Origin of the sequence: Leadbetterella byssophila DSM 17132 (assembly GCF_000166395.1) — a bacterium.
GTDB classification, from domain to species: domain Bacteria; phylum Bacteroidota; class Bacteroidia; order Cytophagales; family Spirosomataceae; genus Leadbetterella; species Leadbetterella byssophila.
Genome location: NC_014655.1, coordinates 257,025 through 270,807, shown reverse-complemented (window position 1 = coordinate 270,807; position 13,783 = coordinate 257,025). Strand labels below are relative to the sequence as shown.

Here is a 13,783-nt window from a genome sequence, read left to right as displayed (position 1 = left end):
TCCCGGGTCTACCCCTAATATGATTTTTTCACTTACCTTTGCTTGCAAATTCTTAAGATTTGAAGTTTCCTACGCAAAATACCGTATCCTTTCTCTCGAAACCTAATTTGAGAGGGCTTTTCAACGGTGTTTTGTTGGTTTTTCTCTTTTACCTCCTCTATCAAAAATACCCAAATCTTACTGAAATTAGCTTCCCCTCTCCTATTTATTTGCTCTTGGGGATACTTTGCGTCATTCCTAACTACGCCCTTGAGATCTATAAATGGCAACTCCTCAGTGCCCAAATTCAGGAACGAACCTTCTTGCAAGCGAAGACCGAAGTGCTTCGCGGGCTTAAATTAGGCATACTCACTCCTTTCATGAGTGGAGATTACCTAGGAAGAAGCATGGGATTTAACAAAGGCCAAAGAACTAATGCCGCCCTACTTAATTTCTTCAATAGCATTACCCAAACATGGACTGCTCTCTTTTTCGGAAGTATGGCTTTGATCCTTTGGAACATAGAATTATGGGAAATAAACACTAGAGTAGCAGGCATAATCCTACTCATGATCTCCACTTTTTCCCTGGCCTTGCTCTTAGGGCTTAAAGTGACCATTTGGAAGAAATACCAAACAGCCCTAGACCTTCCCCTAAAATTAAAATGGGAGGTGATCTACTTATCTCTTTTGCGAACGCTAACCTACCTTTTACAATACTATTTCGTCTATTTGGCTTTCGATATACAGGTTACGTATATGGATCTGTTTATAGGAACCAACTTGCTCTTACTCGCCAAAACCATCGGTGGAGGTCTCAATGCCATTGGTGATTTGACCCTTAGACAAGTCGTAAGTATTTTCTTCTTCGCACCTCTAGGCATTTCGGAAGAGAAGATAATAGTGGCTACCTTCGTGGTATGGTTAATCAGCGTTTTCCTTCCTGTCTTTTACAGTATCTTTGCCAAAAAACATGATTCTGCTGTCTAGTATATTGCTCATTTACGTTCTAATAGTACTTTTCAGCACAGGAATCTGGATCAACATAAAGGCTGAAAAATACTCCGTGCATAAGCCTTGGGTCACAGCCATTGTGGTAGTCAGAAATGAATCAGAAAACATCAAGGACCTTCTTAATAGCCTTAAATCTCAGACTTATCCTCATTTGGAAGTCCTATTAGTAGATGACCATTCTACTGACAATACCCTTGCACTCGCAGAAGAAGTCGCATGGGAAGGCTTACAAATCCTCCCCCTTCCGCAGGTCAGTACCGCACCCAAAAAAGAAGGAATAAGTTTTGCCATACATAAAGCCAAAGGCGAATACATTTTCACAACGGACGGAGATTGCACCCTGCCTCCGCAACTCATAGAAACGTATGTTAATTCCATAGGGAATAAGCATTTCCTTTCCGGACCGGTAACCTTCAAGAAAAACAACCAAATCTGGAATAACATTCAAACGGTAGAGTTCGCATCTCTACTCGGATCTTCAGCAGTTGCCATGGACTTAGGCAGCCCCATCATGTGCTCAGCAGCCAACCTTTTCTACAGAAAACAGACGTTCTTAGAAGTGGGAGGTTACTCAGATAATCTCAACTTAGCTTCCGGAGACGACGAATTCCTGATGAATAAGATCCACAAGTCTTTCCCTGGAAGTACTTCCTTTGTCAAAGATGCAAACTGTATTGTAGAAACGGAGGCTTCACCAACGCTTTCTGCTTTCTACCGACAAAGAAAACGATGGGCCGGAAAATGGAATCAACACCTTAATTCTAAACTAACTGCCATTTTCATCTTTGCTGTAAACTTAGCCACAATAATTCTAGCTTTGCAAGGGGAATGGACACCCCTGATTGTCCGCTTCCTGACAGAGGCTGTTTTTCTTTCTTCTGTACAAATCTTCTTGAATCGGAAGAAAAGTATTTTATACATCCCTATCACCCAATGCATATATAGTCTTTATGTCGTATTTTTCGGAATCGTTTCGCTTTTCCCCGGAACGTACCGCTGGAAAGACAGAACTTTGCGATGATATTAGAATGGATATTTCCCCGCTACCTCTGGAAGGTTCCCACCGCCGAAAAAGTGATTTACCTCACTTTTGACGATGGCCCTATCCCCGAAGTTACCCCTTGGGTCTTGGAACAGTTAGCTGCCTACCATGCCAAAGCTACCTTTTTTTGCGTGGGAGATAATATCCGTAAACATCCAGAGACCTTCCAAAGTATACTAGATGCCGGACATTCAGTGGGCAACCACACCTTCCATCATATCAACGGATGGAAAACGCCACTAGCCCAATATTTGGAAGACATTGAAAAGTTTGACCAAATGTATCAAACCCCACTCTTCCGTCCGCCTTACGGCAGAATCAAACGCTCACAAGCAGACGCTTTATTACCCGCGCGACAAATAGTAATGTGGTCTGTTCTTACCAGAGACTATGACGCCTCATACAGGGAGGATTCATGCCTAAATAATGCAATCAAACGTACTAGTCCCGGAGCAATAGTTCTCCTACATGACAGCCTCAAAGCCTGGAAAAACATGTCTTATGTATTACCTCGCTACCTGAAGCATTTTTCGGAAAAAGGATATAGGTTCGAAGCCTTACCTTAATTCTCTTCCCTGACTTTCAACACCTGAGCGCGAGGAATAGTATCTGCCTGAATCTCAAATATCTCATCTCCTAAATCCGGCTTACCGGCATCTGACCAGGCCGTGTACCATATATCTGCCACCGTCTGAATGGCCGCTCGCATTCTTCTTTCCACCTGGTCCTGCAAAGCTTTATGATACTGAGCAGAAAATAATGATGAATAGGTTTTAACCAAAACCCCATTTCTTTCTTCAATGGTATATTTTTTATCTTCTGAGAGTCGCTTCTCAAAACTCAACACAGAATCTACAGCAGCGTGAGAATCAAATACGGTTCTCCATACTCGTTCCTGAATCCGAGGTTCATATGCAGCTCTACCTATCCACATATCGTACCCTTGCAAATACAATTCAGGTAATCTTGATTCCCACAAACCATGTATACCGTTTTGGCCCGTTAACTGTCCATTGTAATTCTTAGTGGTATGCAGAGGCACATGAGCATCTGCAATATAATGACCAAGGTCTGTACACAGTTTAACAATACGCGAAACATCTCTGTGCATAAAGGCTTCTGTCAACTGATGTTTCATTCTAATAATTTGCCAAGGTACAATTCCTCTAGCTCTCAAGCTGTCCTCCGTGTACCTTTCCACCGCCTTCTCCCACGTCAAAGAAGGCAATACTAGCTTTTCTTCTGCATTATACTCATCTAGATCTATATAATGCCTTTCAGCTTCACCCACTACTGCATATCTACGTTTATCGGGATTCACTGCATGGTCAGAAATGTAATGAATGTGCTTCTTAAGAAACACAAATAGTTCCGGAGGCTGAAGAAAAACGGCCATTCGATTAATCCACTTGTGCGCATAAAAGCCCCAAGGAGGCACTAACAACAATAAATAAAAACAAAGCAATTTCATGAGTGTGGAATTTTGGAGCAAACATAGGTCGACGGGCTGATCATTGATACCACAAGAGATGGAAATCTGATTTTTTCTTATCCAAAGATAAGTTTTTAAGCCCCTTGATTTCAAGACTTTTCCAAATGAGCTCCAGCCTTTATATTTGTAAAAAAAGCATCAACATGAAAGAATTCATACGGGATTTAGGCCTGGAGAACATTAACTACGGATATTCAACCGGATTAAAAAACAGAGCAGGAGCAGGGGAAGAGTTAATCTCCTATAGTCCTGCAGATCAAACACCCATTGCCTCAACTACCCTATGTACCACAACAGACTTTGAGGAAGCGATACAAGCAGCCAAAAGTGCCTATGTACAATGGAGAAATGTTCCCGCCCCAAAACGCGGAGAGATAGTCCGACAAATGGGCGAAGCCTTTAGAAAGAACAAACAAGCTTTGGGCCAACTGGTATCCTATGAAATGGGAAAAAGCCTGCAAGAAGGCTTAGGAGAAGTACAAGAGATCATCGATATATGTGATTTTGCCGTTGGACTTTCCCGTCAATTATACGGCCTAACCATGCATTCTGAGCGTCCTGAACATAGAATGTATGAACAATATCATCCATTAGGAATTGTTGGTATCATATCAGCATTCAATTTTCCCGTAGCTGTATGGTCTTGGAACGCCATGATAGCATGGGTCTGCGGGAACGTTTGTATCTGGAAACCATCAGAAAAAACACCATTATCAGCTATAGCCTGTCAAAATATTATCTCATCTGTAATAGAGAGTAACCAACTTCCAGAAGGGCTCTCCACCTTATTGATCGGTGGGCCTGAAATTGGCCAAGCCCTGTCTTCTCACGAAGATGTAGCCCTGGTTTCCGCAACGGGAAGCACAAGAATGGGTAAGGCAGTGGCAAAAACGGTAGCCTCCCGTCTTGGAAAATATCTCTTAGAACTAGGGGGTAACAATTCCATCATAGTTACAGAAAATGCAGATTTGAATCTAACGGTACCTGCAGTAGTCTTTGGGGCAGTAGGAACCGCCGGCCAGAGATGTACTACAACACGTAGATTGATTGTGCACCAATCTGTAAAAGAAGAATTAACGCAAAGACTAGTGAAGGCCTATGGCCAATTAAAAATCGGTGATCCACTGGATCCCGCCCACCACGTAGGTCCACTAATTGATCAGGATGCCGTATTGAACTATACTAACGCCATTGAAGCTGCCGTAGCACAAGGAGGGGAAATACTATTCGGAGGAGAAGTTCTGGAAGGGAACTACGTACTTCCTACTATCATTGATATGCCGGCTCAGACCGAAATAGTAAAGCACGAAACCTTCGCACCTATCCTATATATCTTAACTTACGAAGATTGGAACGACGCCATTTTCCTACAAAATGATGTTCCGCAAGGCTTGTCTTCCGCGGTGTTTACACAAAATATCCGAGAAGCTGAACGGTTTTTGTCGGCTAATGGCTCCGATTGTGGCATCGCCAACGTAAATATAGGTACATCGGGGGCTGAAATTGGAGGAGCATTTGGAGGAGAAAAAGAGACCGGTGGTGGTAGAGAAAGTGGATCAGACGCTTGGAAAGCGTACATGAGAAGACAGACCAATACCATCAATTATGGCACTACTCTTCCTTTGGCACAAGGAATAAAATTTGACTTGTAATCAACCTTTACAGTCGATCACCCCTTTGGCTATTAAAAATGGCAAGATCACATAAAGGGTTAGACCTTTAATCAAGAAGAAGAAGAAACCGGCCCAGCCCAATTTCTTGAAGTAAGCGATGAGTTTGTCCTTATTCATGCATTTGTTGCTTAAGTTTCTTCTTTTTCCCTTCGTTCCTAACCCATTGATTGAGCTTCCTGGAAGCGAATGCCGTTCCGATTCCTAATGCCGCTCCCGCAAATACATCACTAGGATAATGTGCTCCTAAATGCAGGCGGGAATAACCTACTGTACAAGCATACAAAGTAGAAGGGAGAATCACATACCATTTAGGATACGACAAAGATAGGCTTGTACCCGTTGCAAAGGCCAAGGCAGTGCTACCACTGGGAAAAGAACCTCCGGAAAACTCCTTGTAGTTTTGGATATGAGGATGAGTGACATAGGGCCTTTCTTTATCTATGACCTTCTTCAGTACATAACCTAAACCATAAGTCATTACGGTAGTCGTGGCCATTTGAAACCCTTCCTGCTTCAAGGATGCATCGTCTTTTGCAAAACCTACAGCTAACATTCCTACAGGAAATCCTACAGCTAGGTAGTCAGTGGAGTTACTCAAGAAATTCAAAGGCTTATCCATGTCCGTGTTTCTACCCAGATTGATATCCTCTAATTTCTTCAAATCCCAACCTTGTGCAAGTCCGGAAAGACTAGCACAGGTCAGGAATGTTATAGCAAAGATCCTTTTCATAAAAAGCCTTCTTTACGCATAGATGTTTCCATCTTCTGGTAAAGTTCATCAGAGGCTTTCGCCAAAGGCAATCTGACTCTACCGTCATAGATGCCTTTAATATCTAGCACACACTTGATACCTACAGGATTTGATTCGATATACAGCAAGGTATCAAAGTCCAGGAACTTGCCCTGAAGACGCTTCGCATTATCAAAATCACCTTCCATGGCTGAGTGAACCAGTTCATAGAATTCTTTAGGGAATCCATTACCGATTACGGAGATCACTCCTTTGTAGCCCAAACTGGCTTGAGCAGTGAACAGGTTATCATCACCTGAAAGCAATAAGAAATCATCAGGCAAGGTTCTGGAAAGGTCAATAGCTACCTCTATGCTACTTGAAGCATCTTTAAGACCTATGATATTCGGATGTTTAGCTAATTCAGCAATAGTCTCTACGCTCATGGAGATAACCGTCCTACCGGGTACATTGTAAAGAATAACAGGAACCGGACTAGCATCTGCGATGGCTTTGAAATGGAGATAAATACCTCTTTGAGAAGGCTTATTGTAATACGGACAAACGGAAAGTATAGCCGTAACCCCTTCAAAATCTGTCTGCGAAATAGTATCTAAAACGGCTTGAGTATTATTTCCACCTATCCCAAACACGATGGCCCGTTTACCCGCATTGTACTTCTTGACAAAAGATAAAATCTCAGCGCTTTCTGCCTTACTTAAAGTAGCAGATTCGCCGGTGGTTCCGTTCACTACATAGTAGTCAACTCCTTCCTCATTGATGTAATCAAGATGTTTTTTTAATGCGGGATAATCTACCTGATTATCTTCGGTAAATGGAGTGGTTAAGGCCGTACCCAATCCGTACAATTCTTTCATGTTTGAAATAAGTTTTTTACAAATTTAGATTCTTTCTAAGTTAAGCAGACAAATTAGTCTTCTTTTTTATACAATAAACAAACGGCATGCGCTTCCAGCCCCTCTTTTCTTCCTACAAAACCCATGGTTTCAGAGGTAGTGGCTTTGATAGACACATCTTCAGGAGAAATCCCTAAACAAGTCGCAATCTCTGTTTTCATTTGGGGGATATATTTTCCGATCTTTGGTGCTTCCAGGATCAATGAGGAATCTACATTTCCCACCCTATATCCTTTCTCACTAATCATCTTATACACTTCCCTAAGGAAATGCTTGCTATCCATGCCCTTCCAACGAGGATCCGTATTCTTAAAATGTTGTCCAATATCGCCTAATGACAAAGCGCCCAAAAGAGCATCACATAAAGCATGCAGTAAAACGTCTGCATCTGAATGCCCCATGGAACCTACTTCATGAGGAATCTGAACCCCACCAATGGTCAAAGCATACCCTGCACTCAGTTGGTGCACATCGTAGCCATGCCCTATTCTAATTTGCATTTGTAATGGTATTAATATCCAAATTTAGGCATAATTTTGGGCATCAATGCCACCTTATGATCAATTTTGAACATTTCACACTAAGCAATGGCTTACAAGTATTTGTGCATCAAGACTCTAAGAGTCTTACTTCTGCCTTCAATCTATGTTACCATGTAGGTTCCAGAGATGAACATCCAGAAAAAACGGGCTTTGCCCACCTATTTGAGCATCTGATGTTTGGAGGCTCAAAAAATGTCCCGTCCTTTGATGAACCGGTTCAAAGAGCCGGAGGAAGCAATAATGCCTTTACTTCACTTGATATAACCAACTATTACATTACCCTTCCAAATCAGAATTTGGAAACCGCTTTCTGGTTAGAGTCTGATCGGATGCATAGCCTTTCTTTTGATCCTAAGGTATTAGTTACCCAAAAAAGTGTGGTGATTGAAGAATTCAAACAAAGGTATTTGAACCAGCCGTATGGAGATGTTTGGCTACATCTTAGACCCATGCTTTATCAACAGCATCCTTATTCTTGGCCAACTATAGGCAAGGAAACTTCACACATAGAAAATGCCAGCATGGAGGATGTGAAGGATTTCTTTTTTAGATTTTACAGACCAAACAATGCGGTCCTTGTGGTGGCTGGTGAAACTTCCAAGGCAAGAGATTGGGCAGAAAAATGGTTTGGACCAATACCTGCCGGTCCTAAGATTCCAAGAAATTACCCTATGGAGATACCCCAAACGCAAGCAAGGTATAAAACGGTGCATGCTAATGTCCCCGTAAAAACCCTTTACAAGGCCTTTAAAACTCCTGCAAAATACTCTTCAGAAGCCTATGCTTTAGATATTTTCGCTGATGCCTTTGGTAGGGGACAAACCTCCGCTTTATATCAAAAGCTTGTAAAGGATCAAGGCATTTTCACAAGTGCAGGTGCTTCCCATACCGCCTACCACGATGGAGGCTTATTTGTTATTCATGGCACACTAGCAAATGAGGTCTCGTTTGAGGATGCAGACCATGCTATTAATGCTTTACTTCAAAGTGAAATCGCAAGAGCTGATTACTCCAAAAAACTTCAAAAAGTAAAAACCCAGGCCCTGTCATTAGACAAGTTCGGAGAAACTGAGATCCTGAATCGGGCCATGAAATTAGCTTTTGCTGCAACGTTCGGAAATCCCAACCTTTGTAATACAGCCCTTGATCTACTCCTACAAGTAGATGAAGATTTCATGAAACATCAAGCAAAAACCTATTTACATGCCAATAATAGCTGTACCCTTTTCTATAGTCCTAGGGAGTAGTCAAAGCTACAGTCAACACTTTACCGTTATAGAACCTACTGCCGTTTAAAGCGAAGTCTGCCACATATTCTCCCATTTCAAATGCCATTACCGGACTAGTGTATCCTGGAAATGCCTCTTCAAGCATTTCTGTTTGAACAGAACCTAGGGCCAGACAGTTGACTTTGATCTCATATTCCTGAAGTTCTACCGCCATGCATTCTGTTAGAATATGTAGTGCCCCTTTTGAGGCAGAATAGGCCGAAAGTCCCGGAAATTTAACTGATCCCCCGTAACCTCCCATGCTACCTATGTTGAGGATATGGGCTCCTTTATTCATAAAAGGAACCAATGCTTTGGAAATGGAAAAATGACTAAGAACATTAGCTTGCAATAAACCCAAAAACTCTTCAGAAGTAGTTTTCATAAAGGGTTTATTGATCAATTGCCCTGCATTATTGATCAATATATCTACAGAACCCAAGGTACGAATAATAAAATCTTGAAGGAGCTTGATATCATCATTCACCAGATCAAAACTAACCGGGATCAATTGTATATCGGGATTCAGACTCCGACCTATTTCCAATAATCTTTTCAATTTATCCGTATTCCTGGAAATAGCCACCACCCTATGTTCCCCTTTCTTACTCAGTTCTAAGGCTGTCTCAAACCCTAATCCACTACTTGCTCCTGTAACTACTATGTTCATAATGTAATCTTAATCCGTCCTCTATCACTTGCCTATATTCCGGAAAACGTTCTTTCAACTGATTCAAATGTGCTTCCACGGCTGGATCAGGCCACAACTCCAAGATCTCTAAAGATGCAAGCCAATCTTCCGGAAATTCATTTTGTAATATGGCAAAGTAATCTTTTAAAGGGCTTATATCCCAACCGCCTTCCCTTATCTGCCGAATCCCGCCGTAAATTTCGTGCAATTTACTAGAATACTCCTCTTTTTTCGTGCTTTGTTCGCTAAGATATACATCCGTCTCATAAGCACTCTTATCAGCGGCTCCACTGTAGACGCTTATCACTTTGATACCTAAAACTAAATCAAACCTTCCCCACTCTGGTCTATAGCAAATCTCAGCGGTTGGAGTACGTACAGTACATTCCATTAAGGTTGCAACTATCAATCTCCCCTCCTGAAACAAGGTTTCCGTTACTCTTCCTTCTACCGTGTAGCCAGAAGCATATTGAAGAAGAACATCTTCTCCTACAGATAAACTACCTTTTTGAATAAAGTATTCACCTATTGGACTAGAATAACCTTCTTTATGCAGAGTCTTATCATGCCCGGGCAGTTGCCTACCACCATACGCCAAAGCTGTAGGTCCTTCTGTCTTTATAAAGTCTACATCTCCGGAATATGAAATAAACTTACCGCTGATCTCCACCCCAGAATCCAAGCTTACGGTACACACCTGACCGCAGTCCACCGCTTTTTTCAAACTTTCAGCTCCTCCTCTTCTAAATGCCATCGTTGATGCAAATTCTTCTAGGACTTCTAATAGCCTGTTGAAATGGGGTGTTACGAACAATTGAGGTTGTGGCTTAGTAATATCATAAGCATAATTTATAGCGTCTATGGTATAAGGTAGTTTCTTCACCTCCGGACGCATACACGACTTACTTTCTCCTATAGACGACAAAAGACCGGCACCATAAATCTTCGGATCTTCCAGAGTTCCAATCAAGCCATATTCTACTGTCCACCAGTGCAAACGGCTCAGCAAAGCCATTTCTGATGGTTCACCCATGTTTTCTGAAATGTATTGAAGCTTTTCTTCTGCTGCTTTCAAAGCTTCCTTGTCCTCACTCTCTTTTAGTATACTTACCTCTCTGATGGACTCATACAGTTCAAAATCCTTGGCAGAAAACATGGCTTTAGCTCCAATGCTTCCAAAATAACTTAGATAAGCATGATATTCCGGCTCTGCTATGATGGGGGCATGTCCGGCACTCTCATGTATTATATCCGGTGCAGGCGTATATTCAATATGTTCTAAACGCCTAATGTCTGCTGCAATGACCAAGACCCGGTGAGCCTGGTATTCCATAAATGCGGAAGGGGGAATAAATCCATCTACCGTGACCGCGCCCCAGCCTATCTTTCCTAGATGATCATTTATGGTCTGAAGATCTGGAATTCTCTCAATGCTTAAACCGGCTTGATGAAGTCCCCTGATATAAGGATAATAGGCTATCTCTTTAAGGTAATTATAATTTTGACGCATGACGTATCGCCATACCGCCTGATCTATCCAAGTGTACCTTTCGTAATTTTGGTCCACCACATAACGAAGTAAATGTGCAGGCAAAGCGGCCACAGCAGCATTGCCAAAGGTATTGATCTGCTTCATGGTCACTAAGTTATACAATTTTATTGCTAAAGCAAATAATACAAATGATTATTTGTTTTCCCAAAAAAGATTTCGGAGTAGGGAAATAATGTGTTAATTTGTCCTGGTGTTAGATAGGACCCTTCATGGCAATGAGATTTTACTTTATCCGTACGGCATGGATAGCCTTTATCCTTTTAGGGCTATACCTCATACTGGACGATAGAAATGATAACTTCCAGACTGCCTTATATGCCATCTGGATAGTTGTAGGTATCATTTATTATCTGTATTCCAAAGATAACTTCCGAAACTTTTGGTTATCGGTAATAGTGGCATTGGCTACGGTTGCCACAATCCTGTATTACTTCTATTTTAGAAACTGGATGTTATAATCCGGGGTGCGGTTCTACTAGCAAAGTTTGTTCTTTGTCTACAATAACCTGTCCTGCTGGTAAATTTTTCCCTTTTCGTATAAATTTCCTTTGGGTTACCTGAACGGGCACTAAACCCTCAGATTTTCTTTTTGAATAATAAGCTGCTATTCTAGCGGCGTATTCTAGGATCTCCGCGCTTGGAGAAACATGTTTAATGATGACATGTGAACCAGTAGTATCTCTTGCATGAAGCCACCATTCATCTTTATGTGCATATCGGGTGATAAGCAAATCATTATTCTTCGCGTTTTTGCCCACCCAAATCTTTACTTTTTTGTAAATAAATTCCTTAAACGGAAATTCAATCTCTTTTGCCTTTTCTACCCTTCTAAGTACTTTGGGATCTTCTGTTGAGGAAATCAACTCTCGCTCTTCTTCCAATGCTTCCAAGCGGCCATAGGCCCTTTCAATATTCCTTTCTAGATTTTCTTGTTCAATACGTTCGTTCTTACTTTTTCTGTAGTAAGATTCTGCATTCTTTTGAGCAGATAATTCCTTTTTCAACTTCACCTTCACCTCTCCGGTTCCATAGAAATTAGGAAGACTAACTTCTGTGGCCCCATCAGGAATAAGATGCAAATGTGCCATGATCAAATGCCCAATTTCCTCATTTTTCAATCCGCTTTCCCACTTGGCCTTCTTTCTCTCCAGCTCCTCTATATAAGCCGTGGTTTTAGCTAGATCCCGGGCATTGATTTGCAAACGTTGCTGCCTCAAGCGCTCTAGGCCATTCGACTTCAAATAGAGTTGAGCGAAAACCTGAATAGCCTGGGATGCTGAGTTCATTTCTTCCCCCTCAAGAAGGGAGATCGCAGGTAAAGTTCGATTTAGATAAATTTTGGGATGCTCTAGATAGGCTAACAGTGCTTGTATTTCTTCCCAGGTCTGATCTGCATCCAGGCCTCTGGTTTTTTCATCCAGATAAGCGATAAGGTCTTTACCTAAGGTATAAAATTGCTTTTTGTAACCCACGCGGATAAAGGTCTCTTTATCATCAGAGATATCACGATCAAAGGAATCCAAAGTCAATTCTCTATCCGTAATCAGTCTTTGATTGAACATGCGCAAATTCCCATCAAAGATCATCAAGTTAGGTCGGAAAAGCTTAAGCACTAATGTAGCCTGTTCAAGGTCAATTCTGATAGCCCTTTCATTTTTTCCCACTCTAACACTTACCACCTTTTGGCCATACAAATCCTCCCAAAGAGTAGCGGAATTCCTTTTAGCTCTATGAAATTCAGGCATAAGAATGACCACAGAGAATTCTGGCTTCAAGATACATTTCAAGTATTCCTCCTCCGAAAATTCCAGAATGACCTCGTCTTTATCCTGAGAAAACGCGGAAGTCAAGATTTTACCCCTCAATTTCTCATTTAACTCCGGGGCATATCGCCTTAAAAAGAAATAATTATTGTGCATAATTCATTGCTCCTTCTTTCAATGCATAATTGGAAATCTTGACCTCACTGATCTTATACTCTTCAATCAGGAACCGGATCAAAACCATGGCTACTACAATCATGTCCACCCTAAGCTCACGCATGCCAGGAATGGCCATCCTCTTTTCTCTATCCTGAAAAACTAATTGCTCGTATGCAGATTGAAATTCCGACAAAGGATAATCAAACCCGGCCTGATCCTGTGGAGGCCAAGTGCCTTTTGTCCTCTGAAAGTACATATCATTCAAGGTGTCGAAACTACCACTTGAGCCAATCAGTACTTCGGGAGAATATTGATGTATGGCGTTCGTTAAAGGCAAAAGAGCTTCTCTAAAGTAACTTTGCATTCTAGGAATCTCTTGCATAGGCAAGGGGTCTTTATTCATGTATTTCTCCACTAGTCTCTGCCCTCCTATCTCAAAACTTTGCTTCCAAAGTATCTTATCAGGATTGCACAAGATAAACTCTACACTTCCTCCTCCAATATCTACAATCAAAGAAACCTTCTCTATAGGTACCGCCTTCCTGACTCCTTCGTAAATCAATTGAGCCTCTTCTTCCCCATCAATTACTGAGACTTTAATTCCGGTCCTGTCTTCAAATGCCTGCAGAACTTGCGCCTGGTTCTTAGCAACACGCAAGGCCGAAGTGCCGAAAGCAAAGATTTTCTCTACCTGAAACTGATCTAATTTCTCACGGAATTGTTGAAGTACTTTTACTCCTCTTTCTATCCCCTCCTCTGTAATCAGACCTTGGTTTATACCTCCCATACCCAGTTTAGCAGCCGTGGACTGCTTATAAACCACCTCCTTTTCATTGAAAATCAACACGTGGAAGGTATTCGTACCAAGATCTATAATGGCTTTATTCATAATCCGTGAATATCTCTATATTTGCAGTGCCAAAAGTACGGCATAAATGCTAGTCTGCGGCAAAATACCATCG

At 41.7% G+C, this 13,783-nt stretch carries 15 protein-coding genes; 6 read left to right on the top strand and 9 right to left on the bottom strand.

Translation table 11 applies throughout. From position 1 onward, the window contains the following. The first annotated feature begins 59 nt into the window (after nucleotides 1–59). The 3 genes from LBYS_RS01235 to LBYS_RS01225 are packed head-to-tail and all read left to right on the top strand — an operon-like array spanning nucleotide 60 to nucleotide 2,600. A complete protein-coding gene (locus LBYS_RS01235) occupies nucleotides 60–968 on the top strand; it encodes a lysylphosphatidylglycerol synthase transmembrane domain-containing protein (protein WP_013407101.1) in 909 nt (302 codons plus the stop codon). Further along, nucleotides 952–2,013 carry a glycosyltransferase gene (locus tag LBYS_RS01230; RefSeq protein WP_013407100.1) on the top strand — a complete coding sequence of 354 codons (1,062 nt, stop codon included), beginning with the start codon at nucleotides 952–954 and terminating at the stop codon, nucleotides 2,011–2,013. Before LBYS_RS01235 ends, LBYS_RS01230 begins: the two co-directional genes overlap by 17 nt. Next, on the top strand, nucleotides 2,010–2,600 hold the full coding sequence (locus LBYS_RS01225; RefSeq protein ID WP_013407099.1) for a polysaccharide deacetylase family protein: 591 nt from the start codon (nucleotides 2,010–2,012) through the stop codon (nucleotides 2,598–2,600). Before LBYS_RS01230 ends, LBYS_RS01225 begins: the two co-directional genes overlap by 4 nt. On the opposite strand, the gene LBYS_RS01220 is transcribed toward LBYS_RS01225, so the two are convergent. Then, on the bottom strand, nucleotides 2,597–3,505 hold the full coding sequence (locus tag LBYS_RS01220) for a zinc dependent phospholipase C family protein (RefSeq protein WP_013407098.1): 909 nt from the start codon (nucleotides 3,503–3,505) through the stop codon (nucleotides 2,597–2,599). The genes LBYS_RS01225 and LBYS_RS01220 overlap by 4 nt on opposite strands. A gap of 164 nt (nucleotides 3,506–3,669) precedes the next feature. Between LBYS_RS01220 and amaB the strand changes: the two genes are divergently transcribed. Further along, entirely contained in the window at nucleotides 3,670–5,178 is a 1,509-nt protein-coding gene (gene amaB, locus LBYS_RS01215) for an L-piperidine-6-carboxylate dehydrogenase (protein WP_013407097.1), read from the top strand. Here the strand turns inward: amaB and LBYS_RS19215 are convergent, their stop codons facing one another. The 4 genes from LBYS_RS19215 to ispF are packed head-to-tail and all read right to left on the bottom strand — an operon-like array spanning nucleotide 5,179 to nucleotide 7,346. Further along, complete coding sequence (locus tag LBYS_RS19215) at nucleotides 5,179–5,316, bottom strand: hypothetical protein (protein WP_013407096.1); 138 nt, start codon at nucleotides 5,314–5,316, stop codon at nucleotides 5,179–5,181. Continuing rightward, on the bottom strand, nucleotides 5,309–5,929 hold the full coding sequence (locus LBYS_RS01210; RefSeq protein WP_013407095.1) for a phosphatase PAP2 family protein: 621 nt from the start codon (nucleotides 5,927–5,929) through the stop codon (nucleotides 5,309–5,311). Before LBYS_RS01210 ends, LBYS_RS19215 begins: the two co-directional genes overlap by 8 nt. Then, entirely contained in the window at nucleotides 5,926–6,807 is an 882-nt protein-coding gene (dapA, locus tag LBYS_RS01205) for a 4-hydroxy-tetrahydrodipicolinate synthase (RefSeq protein ID WP_013407094.1), read from the bottom strand. Before dapA ends, LBYS_RS01210 begins: the two co-directional genes overlap by 4 nt. Before the next feature lie 53 nt (nucleotides 6,808–6,860). Beyond that, nucleotides 6,861–7,346 (bottom strand): 2-C-methyl-D-erythritol 2,4-cyclodiphosphate synthase, encoded by a 486-nt coding sequence (ispF, locus tag LBYS_RS01200; RefSeq protein ID WP_013407093.1) that lies wholly within the window; start codon nucleotides 7,344–7,346, stop codon nucleotides 6,861–6,863. A 56-nt stretch (nucleotides 7,347–7,402) separates the two neighbouring features. Here ispF and LBYS_RS01195 point away from each other — a divergent pair, with 56 nt between their 5' ends. Beyond that, the gene (locus LBYS_RS01195) at nucleotides 7,403–8,635 is read left to right on the top strand and encodes a M16 family metallopeptidase (RefSeq protein ID WP_013407092.1); all 1,233 of its coding nucleotides are present in this window, start codon (nucleotides 7,403–7,405) and stop codon (nucleotides 8,633–8,635) included. Here LBYS_RS01195 and LBYS_RS01190 read toward each other — a convergent pair. Together LBYS_RS01190 and LBYS_RS01185 are read right to left on the bottom strand one after the other, a co-directional pair. Then, the gene (locus LBYS_RS01190) at nucleotides 8,625–9,326 is read right to left on the bottom strand and encodes an SDR family oxidoreductase (RefSeq protein ID WP_013407091.1); all 702 of its coding nucleotides are present in this window, start codon (nucleotides 9,324–9,326) and stop codon (nucleotides 8,625–8,627) included. The two genes, LBYS_RS01195 and LBYS_RS01190, sit on opposite strands and share 11 nt — an antisense overlap. Continuing rightward, nucleotides 9,298–10,983 (bottom strand): aromatic amino acid hydroxylase, encoded by a 1,686-nt coding sequence (locus LBYS_RS01185; protein ID WP_013407090.1) that lies wholly within the window; start codon nucleotides 10,981–10,983, stop codon nucleotides 9,298–9,300. The genes LBYS_RS01190 and LBYS_RS01185 overlap by 29 nt, the downstream gene beginning before the upstream one ends. A gap of 131 nt (nucleotides 10,984–11,114) precedes the next feature. Here LBYS_RS01185 and LBYS_RS01180 point away from each other — a divergent pair, with 131 nt between their 5' ends. Continuing rightward, on the top strand, nucleotides 11,115–11,357 hold the full coding sequence (locus tag LBYS_RS01180) for a hypothetical protein (RefSeq protein WP_222836523.1): 243 nt from the start codon (nucleotides 11,115–11,117) through the stop codon (nucleotides 11,355–11,357). Here LBYS_RS01180 and LBYS_RS01175 read toward each other — a convergent pair. Then, entirely contained in the window at nucleotides 11,352–12,818 is a 1,467-nt protein-coding gene (locus tag LBYS_RS01175; RefSeq protein ID WP_013407088.1) for an NFACT RNA binding domain-containing protein, read from the bottom strand. The genes LBYS_RS01180 and LBYS_RS01175 overlap by 6 nt on opposite strands. Further along, nucleotides 12,808–13,710, bottom strand: coding sequence for a Ppx/GppA phosphatase family protein (locus LBYS_RS01170; protein ID WP_013407087.1), 903 nt, complete (start codon nucleotides 13,708–13,710; stop codon nucleotides 12,808–12,810). Before LBYS_RS01170 ends, LBYS_RS01175 begins: the two co-directional genes overlap by 11 nt. Nucleotides 13,711–13,783 lie beyond the last annotated feature (73 nt).

Coding starts and splice junctions, on each gene's coding strand:
- LBYS_RS01230 (WP_013407100.1), top strand. CDS start 952: ATGATTCTGCTGTCTAGTATATTGCTCATTTACGTTCTAATAGTACTT.
- LBYS_RS01225 (WP_013407099.1), top strand. CDS start 2,010: ATGATATTAGAATGGATATTTCCCCGCTACCTCTGGAAGGTTCCCACC.
- LBYS_RS01220 (WP_013407098.1), bottom strand. CDS start 3,505: ATGAAATTGCTTTGTTTTTATTTATTGTTGTTAGTGCCTCCTTGGGGC.
- amaB (WP_013407097.1), top strand. CDS start 3,670: ATGAAAGAATTCATACGGGATTTAGGCCTGGAGAACATTAACTACGGA.
- LBYS_RS19215 (WP_013407096.1), bottom strand. CDS start 5,316: ATGAATAAGGACAAACTCATCGCTTACTTCAAGAAATTGGGCTGGGCC.
- LBYS_RS01210 (WP_013407095.1), bottom strand. CDS start 5,929: ATGAAAAGGATCTTTGCTATAACATTCCTGACCTGTGCTAGTCTTTCC.
- dapA (WP_013407094.1), bottom strand. CDS start 6,807: ATGAAAGAATTGTACGGATTGGGTACGGCCTTAACCACTCCATTTACC.
- ispF (WP_013407093.1), bottom strand. CDS start 7,346: ATGCAAATTAGAATAGGGCATGGCTACGATGTGCACCAACTGAGTGCA.
- LBYS_RS01195 (WP_013407092.1), top strand. CDS start 7,403: ATGATCAATTTTGAACATTTCACACTAAGCAATGGCTTACAAGTATTT.
- LBYS_RS01190 (WP_013407091.1), bottom strand. CDS start 9,326: ATGAACATAGTAGTTACAGGAGCAAGTAGTGGATTAGGGTTTGAGACA.
- LBYS_RS01185 (WP_013407090.1), bottom strand. CDS start 10,983: ATGAAGCAGATCAATACCTTTGGCAATGCTGCTGTGGCCGCTTTGCCT.
- LBYS_RS01180 (WP_222836523.1), top strand. CDS start 11,115: ATGAGATTTTACTTTATCCGTACGGCATGGATAGCCTTTATCCTTTTA.
- LBYS_RS01175 (WP_013407088.1), bottom strand. CDS start 12,818: ATGCACAATAATTATTTCTTTTTAAGGCGATATGCCCCGGAGTTAAAT.
- LBYS_RS01170 (WP_013407087.1), bottom strand. CDS start 13,710: ATGAATAAAGCCATTATAGATCTTGGTACGAATACCTTCCACGTGTTG.